This window comes from Pseudoalteromonas sp. 1_2015MBL_MicDiv, from assembly GCF_002407505.1.
Classification (GTDB): domain Bacteria; phylum Pseudomonadota; class Gammaproteobacteria; order Enterobacterales; family Alteromonadaceae; genus Pseudoalteromonas; species Pseudoalteromonas fuliginea.
Window position 1 is genome coordinate 172,879 of the sequence record NZ_CP012738.1, and the last position, 17,545, is coordinate 190,423.

Genomic DNA, 17,545 nt, shown 5'->3' on the forward strand with positions numbered 1-17,545 from the left:
AATTAAAGTGGGTTATTAATTTTAACCACTGTTTTACCAAAGTTTTTGCCGCAAATCATATCGTTGAACGCGCCTACTGTATTTTCGATGCCTTCTACCATGTGCTCACGGTATTGAATTTTTCCGTCTTGTAGCCATTTTTGCATGTCTTGTGCAAACTCGTCGTAACGGTCACCGTAATCATCAAAAATGATAAAACCTTGCATTTTAATACGCTTAGTAAGCAATTGACCCATTAGCATACCTAAGCGGTCTGGGCCTTCTGGCAAGCTAGTAGCGTTGTATTGCGATACTAAACCACACAGTGGTACGCGCGCTGCGGTATTTAATAGTGGCAGTACGGCGTCGAATACTTTTCCGCCCACATTTTCGTAGTAAACATCAATGCCTTTATCGCAGGCTTTTTCTAGCTGCTCCGCAAAGTCATCAGCTTTGTGATCGATACAGGCATCAAACCCTAGTTTTTCAACGGCGTGTGCACATTTTTCGCTACCACCAGCAACACCCACTACTTTACAGCCTTTAATTTTAGCTATTTGACCAACGGTTGCGCCTACAGGGCCTGTTGCTGCTGCAACAACTACGGTTTCTCCTTCTTTAGGCTGGCCAATATCAAGTAAACCCATGTAAGCAGTAAAGCCAGGCATACCCATAATACCTAATGCGTATGAAGGGTTTGCAGGTTCTTTACCTAACTGCATTAAGCCTTCGCCGTCGGTAATGGCGTAGTCTTGCCAACCTGTGTAGGCAAGTACCCATTCACCGATCCTAAACTTATCGTTTTTAGACTCTTCTACTTGGCACACGGTTGCGCCAACCATTACATCGCCAATATTAACTGGGTCTGCGTACGACTTAGCATCGCTCATACGACCACGCATATACGGGTCTAGTGATAGGTAAATAGTGCGTAGTAAAACTTCGCCGTCTTTTAATGCAGGAAGCTCTACTGTTTTTAATTTAAAGTTTTCATCTGTTGGAGCGCCATTAGGGCGTGATTCAAGAGTAAGTTGGCGACTAGTTGTAGACATAAAAGATCTCCTATTAAAGTGAATTTACTTAGCGAATGTTTATGCGTTAAATTAATATCTAACCTAAACAATAATGCGTGCTAAGCAGTGTAAATATATATTTTTACCTCAATAGATGAGCTTTGGGCGAGGTACTGGTAATTCAAGCTTTGCAGAGTATTTATTCTAAATGGTTTATTTTAGCTTACTAAATATATGATTGTTGTAAAACACCCCGTTTTTATAAATGGCCTGTTTAAGCACAGCCTCTTGTTCAAAGCCGCTCTTAGTAAGTGCCTTCATAGAGCCAGTATTACCAGCAAACACAGCGCCAAAAATTCTATTTAGGTTAGATTGCGCAAACGCTTCTTCGCAGATAAGTTCAATAGCGCGAGTAATAATGCCTTGCCCCCAATAGGTTTTATTTAGCCAATAACCAATTTCGCCACTGTGGCTGTATTCAAATTCGCCGGAAGTTATGCCAATACAGCCCGCAAATTCCCCATTTACAACAATGGCCTTAATAATACCGTTTTTTGAGCCTTGGTTTATCCACCAATCAGCATCGGCTTGAGTATACGGAAACGGAATTTTTGACGATAAGTAACGAGTTACCTGTTCATCATTTAAGGTGTTAATAATAAAAGGCGCGTCTTGGGCTTTAAACTCTCTGAGGGTGATCATATTTTTCCATAAATTTTTAGTATGCACGCTAACTTAGCAATCATTTAAGAGTTAAACAATCAGAACCTAAATTAAACGGTTTACGGCTATTACTTTGTTTTAAAGTCCTCTAATATAAGCAAAATATTACACCTATTTTAGATGCCATTATGCACCCTCACATTAAAGCGCTTTATAACAGCGCCCAAAAACCAAGCCGTTTAATTATTGGTTTAATGAGCGGCACCTCGTTGGACGGGCTTGATGTTGCACTGTGTAAAGTAACGGGCGCAGGCTTAAATACACACATTGAGGTTTTAAATTTTACCACCGTTGACTACAACGACGATTATAAAACTAAAATAAAGCAGGTATTTGCTAAGCGAGAATGCGATTTAGAGCTTGTTACTTTATTGCACCCGTGGGTAGGTAAACTCCATGGCGATATGGTTAACCAGTGCTTACATACTTGGCAAATAAACCCAGCAAATATTGATGTAATAGCGAGCCACGGGCAAACCATTTACCACTGTCCGCAGTCGCAACATAATCACAAAAGCTTTAATAACGGCACCTTACAAATTGGCGATAGCGACCAAATAGCCGTTACTACGGGTATTACAACCATTGGGGATTTTAGGCAAAAACACATAGCCGCAGGAGGCGAGGGCGCACCACTGGCTGTGTATGGCGATTATTTATATTTTTCGAGCGCTATTGAAAGTCGGGTTTTGCTAAATATGGGCGGCATAGCTAACTTAACGTTTTTACCCAAAAATGGTGATGCAAACGTTGTGTTTAGCTCCGATATTGGCCCCGGTAATACCATTATGGATGCCTACGTACAGCAGCATTTTATAGGACTACATTATGACGATGGCGCAAAAATAGCAAAAGCAGGCAAGGTAAATACGCCATTATTGAATGCATTATGTAATAACGCGTTTTTTAAACTCCCAATGCCTAAAACCACAGGGCCTGAGGTATTTAACTTAGCGTATTTAAACGCCGCGCAGCAACTTACAAATACTCACCATTTAAGCCATGAAGATATAATGGCCACCTTAAATACCTTTACTGCAACCGTTATAGCAAATGCATTAAACGAGTGTGCAGAGCGCGCACAAAATTGTGTGGTGTATGCAAGTGGTGGCGGTATTCATAATCCGTTACTAATGGCGCAACTTACAGCGCTTTGTCCACGTATTAAGGCTTTTAAAAATACTGACGATTTAGGTATAAATCCCGACGCAAAAGAGGCCGTGTTATTTGCTATTTTAGCAAACGAATGCCTAGCAGGAGAGCAGCAACACCTAAGTAATACTGCACAAGGTATCGCGGGAGTCACTATGGGTAAAGTAAGTTTTGCAGACTAATAACTTATAAATCTGCAAAGAGTGCAGCCAGCACTAAAACAGCGATAAAAACGTAGATCCCATACTCGCAAAATAGCTACGAATACCTTGTGGTTTAGTCCGTTCTACATTAACAAAGGGGGCGCAGTAACCTTGTTCAAATGCGTTAATATGCATATCGAATTGTAGGCTGTTTTTTAAAGTTGCGTGTTTACCGTGCAGCATCATTTGCATTACAAAGCATTGGCTTTGTGTAATTTGGCTCAAAGTAAGGTTTACGTAATCACGTTCAAGATCTGCATTAGTGAGTGTGTGCTCACTAAAATACTCTGCACCACGCGCACTTGGATGTGTTGCGCTAAGCGAAATTATATCGCCCTCATTGACTGCATCAGGCAATACACATTGCAGTGTAATATTATGCGCAGCATTGGCTGTAAGCGATAATTTTTCGTATTCCATGGTGTGGCTCATAGCCGCAGACATCGGATCTTCAAATGATTGCAGTGCAAATGTTAGTTGCACTAAAGGTGTACTCATCTTACTTAATCTTCTAGAGTGTATTCATTTATCGGATAGAGATTATCGCGGATCAAAGTTACAGAATTATGACTTTTGTGGTATAAAAAATACGCATTAAGTTGTGGTGAGTTTCGGCACGGGAAAAGCTATTTAGCAAGAGAGGGGATGCTTTTGAACTCTACCAACGTATGGCTTTTAATGAAATCATGTGAATAAAATAGCCAGACTTGTTTTAGCATATTTTTGGTACATTTTGTTTAAGTGAATAACTTTCTCTACGTAACCAACATGCAAGCCGAGCACTTCTTGACCTATAGTAATGTTATGGTTACATTGATTAAATACACCATCGCACACTAGCAGAAATAGGGATTAATACCTCTCATGGAAGAAACCGATTTACTCAAACAAGATCAAATTCAGTTGGAAATTGATGTAATCTCTACTTTTTCATTAGCTGCTCAGCAGAATGCTTACTCAGTTCTTCGTAACATTCAGGTTTTTGTCTCTGAAAATAACCAGTCAATCTATCGAAACTTAAAGTTAAAGTTATGTGGTATTGACGGGTGGTTAGACACGGTTGAATGGTTAATTGATGAAGTTACTTCTGGCCAACCGGTTAGGTTACCTATTAAAGAGCTAAAGTTTCCTTTTGAAACATTGTTCGGTTTAACCGAAGAAATGGTTTTGCAGCTTAATTTTGAGTTGGTCGATAGCGAAGATAAAATAATATGCAACAAAATTCATAAAGTCAGTGTATTACCTTCAAATTTTTGGGGTGGTGAAACACGCCAACCAGATTTACTTGCTGCTTTCGTTAAGCCAAATGGTTTATATGTAGAATCTTTAGTGAGAAAAGTTGCATCTGTATTAGAGACCGGTGGCCATGGGCGTTCTGTAGATGGATATCAGTCCAACACTAGAGAAAAGCCTTATTTAATGCTTGCAGCGCTTTGGAACGTGATTTTTCAGGAAAAACTTGCGTATGTCAGTCCACCACAAGGTTTTGCTAAAACGGGTCAGCGAATTCGCCTAGCTGCTGATATAAGTCAATCTAAAATAGCTGCGTGCTTAGATTCGTCGATTTTATTTGCTAGCTGTATCGAGGCTATGGGTTTAAACCCAGTAATTGCAATTACTCAAGGACATGCATTTGCTGGTGCATGGCTCATTGATGAAAAACTTCCTGTTCTTTGTAATGACGATCCTCAAGATATAAGAAAACGTTTTGATAATAGAGACTTGGTTTTATTTGAAACCACGCTTGTAACAAATGCCTCTGCTGTAACTTTTGAACAGGCTAAAGAATACGCCCGTAATTTACTCGGTGAGGATAAAGAAGAAGAGTTTATAATGGTTTTAGATATTGCGCAGGCAAGATCACAATCAATAAAGCCGTTATCTACAATTGAGGAAGCACGAATTGAAAGTGAATCTACAGGTGAAAGTATAGAACTTGTTTTGTCTGAAATCCCTCCATTACCACCAGTGCGAGCTGAAGAACGTATAGTTGAAGATAGTCCAGAGACGCGCATTGAATCATGGTGTAGGAAGCTTCTTGATTTAACTAAACGTAACCGGTTATTAAACTTTAACGATAGATCGGTATCAATTAAATTATATTGCCCAGACATAGCGAATATGGAAGATATGTTAGCTGATGGGACTAAATTTAAGTTTTTATCAACGCAAGAGAGTCCATATTTTGACTCTGATCGTGACAGTGAACTATTTCGCTTCCAAACAGGTTCAGAAATTCATAAAGAGTACGCTTTAAACCAGTTAAAAAATAAAGTTTTGTTAGCTAATCAGCCACCTAAGCGGGTTGAGAAAAGTGCGATTGAGCTTTTTAGAAAGGCAAAAAATGATTTAGAAGAAAGTGGTTCAAATACTTTATTTTTAGCTCTAGGTTTTCTGAAATGGAAAGAGAACGCGGACGATAGTCGAAGCTTCAAAGCTCCATTGATATTAATACCTGTGAATTTAACCCGTAAAAGTGCACGTGCTCCTATCTATGTAGAGCAAGTACAAGGTGAAGATCCGATTTTTAATCTTACTTTGATTGAGTTTTTATTATCTGAGCACGATATCAACTTAAATGAGTTTAAAGATGAATTACCTGAAGATGATAGCGGGATAGATGTTCCTTTTATTTGGCACAAAGTCAGGCAAGCAGTCAGTGAGCAGCAAGGTTTTGAAGTTGTAGAAGAGTTGGTTCTATCTTCTTTTTCATTTGCAAAATATTTAATGTGGAAAGATTTAAGAGATCGGTTAGAAGTTTTAAAAGAAAATCAATTTGTTCAACATTTAGTCGATAATCCAAAAGAAGCGTATATTCAAACAGCAGAGTTTGTTGAACAGCATAAAGTTGACGATGCTATAGATCCTGCTGAAGTATTTACTCCATTGAATTGTGATAGTTCGCAATTAGTCGCTGTAGATGCGTCAGCGAAAGAGCAAGACTTTGTTCTTGAGGGCCCTCCAGGAACAGGGAAGTCAGAAACTATTGCTAATATTATTGCTCATAATATTGGTAAAGGCCGCAAAGTCTTATTTGTTGCCGAGAAAATGGCGGCCTTGAACGTGGTATACAAAAGGTTGCAAAAAGTTGGATTGGATCACCTGTGTTTAGAGTTACATAGTAATAAAGCAAACAAAAAAGCTGTGCTAGATCAACTTGGTCAAGCTTGGCAATTTAGAGAAGGGTTGAATCCTGAAACGTGGACTATGCACATCTCTGATCTAAAGGATAAAAAAGATAAGCTAAATGATTATGTAAGAGAACTTCATAAAAAATCGAAGTCAGATATCTCTGTTCGTGACGCAATTTCTAAACTTGCTTTAAACAAAGATAATATTAAATTCAGCTTAGATTGGCCTCTTGATTTGGGTGCAGATAAAACATTAGAAAATGACTTAGGTACACTCAAAGACGCGGTTCTACAGCTTAAAATTGCATTTGAAGACATCTATGATCTGGATATTACTAGTTTCTCATGTGTTAATTCTTCCTCATGGTCGAATGTTTGGCAAAGCCAGCTTATCCAAAAAATAGATGAATGGGCTTCTCAGTTTGCAAGCATTTCAAATAGGTTTAAATCAGCTTTAGATGTTTTAGAATTAAAATTACCTGAAATGACTGGCAAGAGCTTATCTGCTTTGAACTCATTACATAAGCTAAAAGAGTTTGCAAAGAGCCGTAATATTTTATTTGTACTGAAGCCAGGTTTTAATGAACGACTCAAATTAATAGAAGATATTGCGTTACGAAAAGAGAAACTAGATGAATTAATTAGTAAGCAAGATAGCCTCATAAAGATAGAGCTATTACTAGCAGCTCCAATAAGAGAATGGCACTCAGAATTTAAGGCGGCCGATAATAGCTGGTTTAAAACCTTTTTTGCTAGATGGAAAATTAATCAACAAGTTAAAAGCTTTGGCTTTCAAAAATTTAATAATTTATCTGTTTTATCTGAGCTCCTAAGGGCTAAAAATCTTGCAGAAGAAATCAGTAAAGATGTAACTGAGCTTGAAAATTTAGGTATTTGGAAAGACTGGTCAATCACTACAGAAGAGTTAATAGCCACAGCTGAATTTGGTAGATTAGTGAAAGCTAAGTTAAATGAAATCTTTCCTCTTACGAATGACCTAACTAATATTTTAGTATTAATAAACAAGTATTTCGTTGATGGCAGAGATTATCTAGATAGCTCACTACTGGTCTCTAAACTTGATGAATTCAATTCAACATACATTGAATTTGAAAAAGTACAAAAAGATTTATTTGATTTCAGTATTACGGTTCCTTTTGATTCAAACTTAACTAAAATTAGTAAGTCATTGGCTAAGGTGAAAGATAATCAAGCTAAGCTGAAAAGTTGGTGCGAGTGGGTTAATGCAAAAGATATAGTAAGTAATATCGGTTTAAGTACAGTAGAACAGGCACTAAGTTCAGGTGTAGTTTCATCCTCTGAGTTACTAGATCAATTTGAGCTAGCATATTATAGCTGGTTGGCCCCGCTCATGATCGATGAAAGCAAAGTATTGAGAGAGTTTAAAGCTTCAACCCATGAAGCAACAATTGATGCTTTTTGTAAGTTAGACGAAAAAGTAGCTAAGATCACGAGCGAATATATTATTGCACTTGCTTCAAGCAGAGCACCTAGTAAGGAAATAAAAGATTCTAAAAATGATCAACGCTTTGGAGTATTAGCAAAAGAGGTTCAGAAGAAAACCCGGCACATCCCAATTCGAGCTTTAATTAATGAGCTAGGGGAGTCATTGCTAGAACTTACACCATGCATGATGATGTCACCACTTTCAGTAGCTCAATTTTTGCCAGCAGACTTCAAAGGGTTTGATTTAGTCGTTTTTGATGAAGCATCGCAAATGACAACATGGGATTCAGTTGGTTCTATTGCAAGAGGCCGCAATGTTATTATTGTTGGTGATCCAAAGCAAATGCCTCCAACAAACTTCTTCTCAGCGGGGACTTCTGATGCCCCTGATGAAGAAGATCTGGAATCTATTTTAGACCAAGCTTTAGCTGCTCGATTGCCACTTAAAAGGCTCATGGGACACTACCGTAGTAAACATGAGACTCTCATTGCGTTTTCCAATAGCAAGTACTATGAAAACTCTTTAGTGACTTACCCTTCGTCAGAAACAAAAGAATCGGCAGTTTCGTTGCACAAAGTAAATGGCCTCTATGCAAAAGGTAAAGGTAGAAATAATGTCAAAGAAGCACAAGCTGTTGTTAATGAAATAACAAGACGTTTGCTTGATAAACAATTACAAAACTATTCTATAGGTGTAGTGACATTAAATAGTGAGCAACAACGTACAATTGAAGATTTATTAGATGAAACTAGACGGAATAACCCTGATATTGAGAGATTTTTTCATGAGTCTGAAACAAGTGATTCTGTATTCGTCAAAAACTTAGAGTCAGTACAAGGTGATGAACGAGACATTATCATGCTTAGCTTAGGATATGGTCCAACTGAGCCTGAAGCGAAGACTATGAGCATGAACTTTGGACCGCTTAATAAGCAAGGCGGTGAACGTAGGTTAAACGTTGCTATCACACGAGCGACTACAGAGGTAATTGTTTTTAGCAGCTTTAGCTCATCAATGATTGATTTGAGCCGTACTTCATCTACTGCAATCGAACATCTAAAACATTATTTAGAGTTTGCAGAAAGAGGTCCGGTAGCACTTGCCGAAACTGTTAGAGCTGAGCACGGAGTTGATCAATTCGATAGTGATTTTGAACAAGCAGTGGCTAACGACTTGCGACAATTAGGCTGGAAGGTACAGACTCAGGTTGGTGTCAGTAAATTCAGAGTTGATTTAGGTATTCTTCATCCAGACAAGCCCGGTTGTTATATTACGGGTGTTGAATGTGATGGGGCAACATATCACAGCTCACCAGCAGCTAGGGATAGAGATAGAGTAAGGCAAATTATACTCGAAAGCTTGGGTTGGAATATCGTTAGACTGTGGTCAACAGATTATTTTGTTGATGCTGAAACAGCTATTAAAAAACTTGATCTTAAGTTGAATGAAATACTTGAGCTTGAAAGAGAAAAAGATAGGCTGTTAAAAGCAGAAGCAGAAGCAGAAGCAGAAGCAGAAGCAGAAGCAGAAGCAGTAATGACCCATAAAGATTATGAGCACAATGCTATAGAGCAAGATACCTTATCAAATCAAAGTGTCCTTTCTAGAGGCTTACCGTTGCTTGCAACTGATGAGTTCGATGCAAATAATTACTTCAAGCCTGAATATAAAGCTCGTTTAGAAAAACTTGTGAAAGAAACTTTAAGAGAGAGGCCGGGGATAACATTGCATACTCTTGCCTTAGAAATTGCTAATTTACATGGATTAACTCGTACAAGTAAAAAGCAAGTTGACTACATTTGTGAGCTTATAACTCCGTGGGCTGGAATCAAAGATAACGCAGGTTATTCCCCAACAGTCTGGCTTTCACCTGAAGATACTTGTGAGCTAATAAATTGGCGTGGTGTTAATGCTTTTGGCTATGAACGAAATTGGAAAGAGCTAGCTTATGAAGAGGCTCTGGGTTTAGCTATTCATGCTAAAAGTGCAAATGTAGAAAATCCAGTTGAAGAAATGTGTTTAGAGCTAGGACTCAAAAGGAAACATGAGACAACGATTAAGCAGTTTCAAATGTGGCTTTCTTTAGTTAAGTAAAATGATTTAGGCCATTATGCATCAGGTAATATTCTTATCTTATGGCCAAAAGTGTGATCCAGCTCTTGTATTAGGCGAGTTTATTCGGCTTGTTTAGAATAAGCCTCGATTGATTGTAAACGTAATATCTCAGCTAATGACACTTCGTGCGTGTAGTTGCTCGAAAATGCAGTAGTGATATTGCCTGCAACGCTTTGTGCATTGTATTACTGTATTAGTCCGCGCTTTAGTACGCCATAAATATACACTTTGCTATGAAAATATCTTAAAACTAAAAGAGTTTAATTATTAAGGATTGCAGAGCTGGGTTAATAACATGTCAGATGACGCTGCATTTACCCGTTCTACGTTTATTAATAAATTTTTTGTATAAATAATAGGTAAAAAAGCCTCTTTAACCTAAAGCTTTTAACCAAACGACCGATAAATTACTTAATAGAGTTTAGCGATTAGGGATAATCATGGTTAATAATGTATTTGGCAGTTTGGCTAATTTAAACACTTTGCTTGCCCAATCAGTTAATAACACTAACCAAACCTCTGTGACTCCTGCGCTACTAACCAGCGGCGATCTTCAAGCTATTAATGATTTGCAAACTAACGCGCCAAAAATATCCGATGGGTTATTAAGCCAGTTAAATAATGAAACTCTTGATGAAGCACTAGCCAGTAATCAAAAGGTAAGTGACGTTTTACAACAGCAACTTACCTCTTTATTTACAATTTCAAGCACACCTAGCGCGCTTAAATATAAACTCTCCGATGAAGAACTTGCCCTGCGCACCGTAATAAGCTCTCAGCATGAGGGGTTATTAAAAAACGAAAACAGCACTCAATTAATTGAGAGACTAAATACGTCAGTTAAAAATATTCAGGGCGCGTATGCTAATACCAGTGATATTTTATCGAGTTTAGGTCAGCTAGGGCATGAGCAAAAAACTTTTTTAGCCTCAAGCCAGCAACGTGTTGAGCGCTCACTTAATCCATACATGGAAAGCCTCAATCGCGCAAAATATGAGGATGACGATAACTACCTGTTTGAGCTTTCGGTAAAAACTAAAGAGGGTGATGTTATAAACATTACCTTTAACTCATCACAAGGTTATGACGAAGAAACAGGTGAAGCGATAGATGGTTTTGGCATAAGTTACGAAGTTAATGGCAATTTATCAGAGGCTGAACATGGCGCTTTAACGCAGGTTATGGCGGGTGTTGGCGAAATGGCCGATGAATTTTTTAAAGTGAGTGAAAATTCATTCAACCCTCTTATAGTGCCAAATCAAACAGATACGAGCTTAGATTTTTTAGCGGGCTTTAATAGTGAGCAGTTAACCGGTTTTAATGTGTCGTTTTCAACAACGCAAAATGATGCGCTTGATACAGGCGAAAACACGCTTGATTTAAGTTACTCCATTGATGAAACGAAAAATCAGCAAGCGCTTGTGTTTAAGGCTGAGAGTGGGAAAAACGAAATCGACTTTGCACTCGATATGTCTACCATTGGCGCTAAAGATACGCAGCAAATGCAGCAGTATTTAGCGTCGCTCGATCAAAGCCTAGAAGATAGCCGAGTAAACAGTACTGAAGATGATAAAACATCGGCATTTGGTAAAAGTGGCGATGAGGCAATGCAACAAGGTTTTGCATTGTTTAAAGGCGCTTTTGCGAGTATGTCATCAGCGGCTGAGCGTTATAGCAATTTGGAGTCACTTGCAGAACAGCACTTGAATGACGGGCGCGCCATGGTTGCTGATTTGGTTGATAACATGATTACAAACGATGCCCGTTACCAAGGGCTTGGTAATAAGGCGCCAAATACATTAGGCACGGGTATTTCTAAGCTCGCTGATTTTGATGCTACGTTTTCTTATGCGCTTGATAACGGCGACTATCAACCTAAAAGTACAATTGAGCTAAGCCAAGCGACTGAACAAGCCCAATTAGGGGATCTTAGCGGTGTAACGCAAAGTAAAAATGTAAGTAGCCACTTTGATTATCAATATAGTCGCCCTGATTATTACGACAAAGAAGAGAGTTATAACGTAAACACCGCCGTTAAAAATAAAGAACTTGTGGGGCTCGATCAGTCTCACGAGGTTGATGTTGATACAAAAATGTTTGAGTTTAATCCGCAAACAAATCAATACGAGCTGCAAATGGCGATGCAAGAGCAAACCGTTACTAAAAGCGACATTCGCTTAATTGACGATATTTGGCTTGAAGAAAGCGAAAACAGCTACAACATGAATAAAAAAGAGCGTGTTGAGAGCGACGAAAAGCAAGACGAGTTTAAAAAAACAAGCAGCCATTCTCATAATAAACTAGTTACCTTAATTGGTGACTTAGATAAGCTAGCTGAGAATAAAAACGTAAGGCGAGAATATTTAACTAACTTATCGCAAGTTAACTTTTTTATGGATAAAAAGTAACGGTTTTGAGTTGTTCACTCCACACTCAATATTGGGTATAGTCGTTTAATACCTAAATTAATACCTAAATTAATACCTAAAGTAAGAGTAACCTTATGTTTAAACAATTAATTTTACTGTGCGCTTTAAGCATGCCGCTTGTAAGCTGCGCTGCTACGGCACCATTTTCGGGCGAGATAAGTACGCAAGCACTGCTAAGCGACTACGACAAGTTTAACGAGCACTACAAGACGTATACACCAACAGCACAAGACATTGCCCTAATGCAAAAGCTAGAAGGCAAAGAGCTAATTGTATTATTTGGAACGTGGTGCCACGACAGTGAGCGCGAAGTACCGCGTTTAGTTAAGTTGCTTGATGAATCTAAAGTGCAACTTGCCGATATTAAATTTGTTGCCGTGGGTTACAACAAGCAAGACGATGCAGGCATTGCACAAGCTAACGACTTGCAATACACACCTACGTTTATAGTAAAAGACGATGGTAAAGAGTTAGTACGTGTAATCGAAAAACCAACGGGTACATTGGCGCAAGACTTAACGCAGGGTTTGTAAATAGAGCTTGGTGATATTAACGCGGCCAATTGAGCTAATAGACTTATAAGTTAGTTGGTTGGCCGCTATAAATAGTCTCCTGATACTTTAATGTGTGAAGTCGAGGTTTGGTTTTTCCATGATGGGTGTGATCTCGCGAACATAAGTGAAGTGAAATATATCAGGCGCCGCTTGGAAATTTGCTCACTGGCGTCGTAGTGCGCTACATCAGAAGCCTCATGGCATGATATGTAGCGTATTGGTGATATTTAAAGTAAAATAGAATTATAAAACATTATTTTGGGGGCGTTATGAAAGCTTTGTTAGGTAGTTTAGCTAAGAAAATTAAAGGCGATCCCTTGGGAAGCGAGCAGTTAAGGGCTTTTATTTCTAGTAGTTCAAAAGATAGTGAAGTTATTACTTTGTCAAATGGCAAGAAGTACCGTGTTTCTACTTCTCCTAAAGAGAAAGCAGTTGCATGAATATAGCTTTTCCTGCTTTTTTTATTTTAGTACTAATAATTCCAGGTTTTATATTCCAAAATTCTTATGAAAAAGTAGAAAATACTAGCATAGAAAAAAAGCCATTTGATGTATCTTCATCCTTGGCTTTTTTTTATGCCTTAATTTTACATACTTTCCTAATTTATATGTTGGTACCTTTATTAGGTAATGAAATTAACTATGAAATTTGTCTAAAATTACTAACTGGTTCTAAATCTGTGTCGGAATCTGATTTAGAAATTGTAAGTGCTAGTATCCCTAAAATCATTTTATATTTTTCTAGTTCATTTTTACTCGCATATATTTTGGGAAAAATATTTCAAAAGCTAATTTTTCACTTTAATCCATATAAATCTTCCAGATATGCCTTCGATACTCCATGGTACTATGAGCTTACTGGAAAATTATCTGAAACTCAGGACGCAGAGTTAATCAAGTTATCTTGTTTAGTAGAGTCTAAAAATGTTTCCTTCTTATATTATGGTGTACTTGAAGACTTTTATCTTGATTCTAGTGGACAGCTAGATCGTGTTGTTTTATCTGATGCCATGAGAAGACCTATAGAGTCAGATAAATCTTCATCTACAGCTTCCCCAACTACGCGTTTTTACGAGATTAAAGGAGATAGGCTTATTCTCAAGTATGAAGACATTAAAAATATAAATATTGAATATCTTTATATTATTGAAGAAGAATAAGCAACCAACAAAACGTGTAGTAGCGCTGCTCCTTATTGGAGAACAAATGCGATTTATATATCGCGTATATACTTACTCATATAAAAATCATTCACTAAATAGGCTTTTCTCGAATGCTTGCGCAGCATGTGAAGAGGGTCTGTCTTTGTAGTGTAATTGGTATAATGGTCTTGATAACTCGACGTTACTTGGCTGTTTTAGCCGTGTTAATTTACCTAACTGCACTAAATCTTCAGTGACCACATTAGGCAATAACGCAACGCCCATCCCTTGTGCTACCGCTCTTGCTATAGCCTCGTTGCTGCCCAATTGCATACTGCGCTCTGCTATTACGCCATGTTGGGCTAATAACTTAACCGACATTTCTAAAGTGCCCGAGCCCGGCTCACGTAATAACCAAAACTGTTTGTTTAACCATGCTTTTAAGTTTTTAGCGGGCTTAAAGTTACTGGGTATAACGATACTCATTAAATCGTTTTGCCAGTGCTTACTTATAATATGCGGCTCGGTTGGTGTGCCTTCAACCAGTGCTAAATCGATAGTGCATTCTAGTAAGGCAAGCTCAATTTGCGCGGTATTGGCAACTTGTACTTCTACTTTTATATCTGGGTACTGCGCGCAAAACTTAGCTAAATAAGGCGGTAACCAATAACTGGCAATGGTGGTACTGGTGCCAATAACAAGTGTGCCGCGCTTAAGGCCTGTGCGCGATTTAATATCTTCAATGGCTGCTTTTTCAATAGCAAAAATACTACGCGCATGTTCAAAAAGTGCTTGTCCACCTTCACTTAAGGTGAGCTTTTTACCCTTAGATGCACGTTCAATAAGTAGAATGTTTAACTGATGCTCTAGCTCTTTTAGCGCCTTAGAAACAGCGGGCTGGCTTATAAAAAGCGCTTCGGCTGCGCCTGAAAAGCTACCCAATTTAGCCACTGTATAAAACACCCTAAGTGCATGTAAGTTCATTGAACACCTTAAACTGTATAACCTTAGGTTATCAAATCATGATTTTAATATATTGGAGTTATATTTTGAGCTTTTTTACAATTAAGTCAACACATCAACATGGTTTAAGTGAGGGAATATTATGCTTAGCGCTATTAAAAATAGTTTTCAGCCTTTGGGTATTAATACTAAGCAATACGGCGATACGCGCTGGTGGATTGGCATGTTACTGGTTATTGTACTTGCGGGTGTTGCTATTGCGCTGAGTAAATTACCAATAATGCAAACTGCGCAATTTAGCTCACTCACTATTGGTATTGTGGTTGGTATTATTGTGGGCAACAGTGTGTTTTCGCGTATAGCTACGCGTACCGATGTAGGTGTTGATTACGCTAAAAGTATTTTACTCAAAGCGGGTATTATTTTATTTGGTTTTAGAATTACTTTTGCGCAAGTAGCGGGCGTAGGTTGGGAAGGCTTATTAACCGATGTTGTAATGCTGTTAGGCACATTTATTTTGGCAGTGCAGCTAGGTAAGCGCGTATTTAAGCTTGATGAACAAACAACCATATTAATTGGCGCGGGTAGTTCTATTTGTGGTGCCGCTGCGGTTATGGCAACTGAGCCGGTTATAAAAGCGCAGGCGCATAAAGTATCGGTAGCGGTGGCAACGGTGGTGGTGTTTGGCACGTTAAGCATGTTTGCCTACCCAATTATGTTTGATTACATGGGACTGAGTGAACACGCTTACGGTATTTTTGTTGGTTCAACCATTCATGAAGTAGCACAAGTGGTTGCAGCGGGCACAGCTGTAAGCGCCAATGCTGCTGATACCGCCGTTATAGAAAAAATGCTAAGGGTGATGATGCTTGCGCCATTTTTAGTGGGCTTATCGTTTTGGCAAAGTAAAAAGCATGCTAAAACAAACAATAACGAGCATGGCGGCGAGCAAAAAGCAGGTATTACGATCCCTTGGTTTGCGGTGTTATTTATTGTGGCAAGTGGTGTGCATTCACTCTCTATTATTCCTCAAGTGGCTACAAGCGCAGTTGTTTGGTTTGATAATATATTACTCACCATTGCGATGGTGGCTTTGGGCTTACGCACACATGTTGGCGCTATTCGCCAAGCGGGTATTAAACCGCTGTTACTGGCGCTGTGTTTATTTTTGTTTTTAACATTGGGTGGTTACGCTATTAATATAGGCATTGCTGAACTGTTTTAAACGTTACTTGGTAAAAGTTGATTGGCGGCTTAAATTGGCCAATCAACTTCGTTTAAGGTATCCAGCTGCCTGCTGGTATTTTTATTGCCTTGCCATTTATTAGTGTAAACAGTGTGCGGGTCAAACTGTAACGTTTGTTTTTGTATATTAAAGTGCCTACCACCACGCGGATCTACGCCTACACCTGCTATATATTGCCAATTACCCCAATTAGCGGCTACATCGTAATCAATCAGTTGCTGTTCAAAATAAGCTGCGCCGTATCGCCAATCAAGGCCAAGCTCGTTTACTAAGCAGCTTGCTGCAATTTGCCTTGCTCTATTTGATATATAACCCGTAGCATTAAGCTCATTCATAATGGCATTGACTAATGGGTAGGGTGTTGAGCCATTACACCATGCAGCAAATCGGCTTGGCATAAATGTAGTAAGGGGTTTGGTTTGCTTTTGGCCTTTAAAGCTAAACAGGCTTTTACCGGCCTTAAGTGCATGCCATTTAAAATACTCTCGCCATAGCAATTCAAATTTAATCCAGTAGGTAGACTCGTTTGTTATATAACTTTGTTCGTACGCCTCAACTGCTTTATAAACTTGCCGCGCACTTACACAGCCAAAAGCAAGCCAGGTACTAAATTTTGTGGTGTTATTAAAGCCATCAAGCTCGTTTCGAGTTATTTTATAAGTACTTGGCAGCAAGCCTGAAAAGTATTGCTCTAAGTGTGTTTGCGCACTTTTAAACCCGCCATGCATTACACCATTATTTGCTATACGCTCTAAAGGTTTTTTAGCGCACATGGTTATTGGCTGAGGGAGCAAACCGTTTGGTAATGTTGAAAGTGAAATGGGGCTGGTGGCGGCCTCTACCTTTTTACGAAACGGGGTAAAGTGTTTAGGTAATTCGCTTAAATCAAACGGTAGGTCACTTTGTTTAAAGAGCGTGTCTTGCTGCGACCCTGTAAATTTAGTATTAGGGCAATGTGCTTTGAGTAAGTTTATTTGGCGTTGCTCGTACAGGCCAAATTGCTCGCTGTATACCACTTCATCTATATTTTGCTCATTTATACGCGCTTTTAAAAGCGATACGGGTTCGCCTTCAAGCACATGCAGGGTTTGCCCGCGCTCAATAAGTGTTTGTTGTAGTTCGTACAAGCTTTGCATTAAAAACTGATGTTTATGCACGCCATATGGCTTTTGTTGGTAGTTATTATTTTTAAACCAGTGCGGGTTTATAACAAATACAATATCGAGCGCGCATTGCTCAGTAGCAAGTTCGCTTAAAATAGGGTTGTCATCTATTCGTAAATCGTTTTGTAGCCAATATAAAATGCGTTTGCTCATAGGTTTACTCAGGTTTTTGTAATCATTAACTTTACGAAGCAAAAGCGGGTAGGGATTAGTTTTGAGGTGTTTAAGAGGGTTTTAAAAAGAGGCGGCAAATAATACCGCCTCC

General features: G+C 38.8%; 12 protein-coding genes. 7 read left to right on the forward strand and 5 right to left on the reverse strand.

Annotated features, from left to right (window positions below; translation table 11 throughout):
• Window positions 1–2 precede the first annotated feature (2 nt).
• Together AOR04_RS18305 and AOR04_RS18310 are read right to left on the reverse strand one after the other, a co-directional pair.
• Window positions 3–1,031 carry an NADP-dependent oxidoreductase gene (locus AOR04_RS18305; protein WP_007377416.1) on the reverse strand — a complete coding sequence of 343 codons (1,029 nt, stop codon included), beginning with the start codon at window positions 1,029–1,031 and terminating at the stop codon, window positions 3–5.
• 174 nt (window positions 1,032–1,205) lie between these two features.
• On the reverse strand, window positions 1,206–1,694 hold the full coding sequence (locus AOR04_RS18310) for a GNAT family N-acetyltransferase (RefSeq protein ID WP_033037900.1): 489 nt from the start codon (window positions 1,692–1,694) through the stop codon (window positions 1,206–1,208).
• Between the two features lie 149 nt (window positions 1,695–1,843).
• Here AOR04_RS18310 and AOR04_RS18315 point away from each other — a divergent pair, with 149 nt between their 5' ends.
• Window positions 1,844–3,049: an anhydro-N-acetylmuramic acid kinase gene (locus AOR04_RS18315; RefSeq protein WP_096794242.1), complete on the forward strand. Its 1,206-nt coding sequence runs from the start codon at window positions 1,844–1,846 to the stop codon at window positions 3,047–3,049.
• Window positions 3,050–3,082: 33 nt separating this feature from the next.
• On the opposite strand, the gene AOR04_RS18320 is transcribed toward AOR04_RS18315, so the two are convergent.
• Entirely contained in the window at window positions 3,083–3,568 is a 486-nt protein-coding gene (locus AOR04_RS18320; RefSeq protein WP_096794243.1) for a hypothetical protein, read from the reverse strand.
• 366 nt (window positions 3,569–3,934) lie between these two features.
• Here AOR04_RS18320 and AOR04_RS18325 point away from each other — a divergent pair, with 366 nt between their 5' ends.
• From AOR04_RS18325 to AOR04_RS18340, 5 genes are all read left to right on the forward strand, one after another.
• Window positions 3,935–9,763 carry a DUF4011 domain-containing protein gene (locus tag AOR04_RS18325; RefSeq protein ID WP_096794244.1) on the forward strand — a complete coding sequence of 1,943 codons (5,829 nt, stop codon included), beginning with the start codon at window positions 3,935–3,937 and terminating at the stop codon, window positions 9,761–9,763.
• A gap of 461 nt (window positions 9,764–10,224) precedes the next feature.
• Complete coding sequence (locus tag AOR04_RS18330; protein ID WP_096794245.1) at window positions 10,225–12,192, forward strand: hypothetical protein; 1,968 nt, start codon at window positions 10,225–10,227, stop codon at window positions 12,190–12,192.
• 95 nt (window positions 12,193–12,287) lie between these two features.
• Complete coding sequence (locus AOR04_RS18335; protein WP_096794246.1) at window positions 12,288–12,746, forward strand: TlpA family protein disulfide reductase; 459 nt, start codon at window positions 12,288–12,290, stop codon at window positions 12,744–12,746.
• A 290-nt stretch (window positions 12,747–13,036) separates the two neighbouring features.
• Entirely contained in the window at window positions 13,037–13,207 is a 171-nt protein-coding gene (locus AOR04_RS21730; RefSeq protein ID WP_007377426.1) for a hypothetical protein, read from the forward strand.
• The gene (locus AOR04_RS18340) at window positions 13,204–13,926 is read left to right on the forward strand and encodes a hypothetical protein (protein WP_007377427.1); all 723 of its coding nucleotides are present in this window, start codon (window positions 13,204–13,206) and stop codon (window positions 13,924–13,926) included. Before AOR04_RS21730 ends, AOR04_RS18340 begins: the two co-directional genes overlap by 4 nt.
• A gap of 87 nt (window positions 13,927–14,013) precedes the next feature.
• Here AOR04_RS18340 and AOR04_RS18345 read toward each other — a convergent pair whose 3' ends face one another.
• Window positions 14,014–14,892, reverse strand: coding sequence for a LysR family transcriptional regulator (locus tag AOR04_RS18345; protein ID WP_096794247.1), 879 nt, complete (start codon window positions 14,890–14,892; stop codon window positions 14,014–14,016).
• Window positions 14,893–15,013: 121 nt separating this feature from the next.
• Between AOR04_RS18345 and AOR04_RS18350 the strand changes: the two genes are divergently transcribed.
• Entirely contained in the window at window positions 15,014–16,096 is a 1,083-nt protein-coding gene (locus tag AOR04_RS18350; RefSeq protein WP_096794248.1) for a YeiH family protein, read from the forward strand.
• 29 nt (window positions 16,097–16,125) lie between these two features.
• Here the strand turns inward: AOR04_RS18350 and AOR04_RS18355 are convergent, their stop codons facing one another.
• Window positions 16,126–17,433 carry a DASH family cryptochrome gene (locus tag AOR04_RS18355; protein WP_096794249.1) on the reverse strand — a complete coding sequence of 436 codons (1,308 nt, stop codon included), beginning with the start codon at window positions 17,431–17,433 and terminating at the stop codon, window positions 16,126–16,128.
• Window positions 17,434–17,545 lie beyond the last annotated feature (112 nt).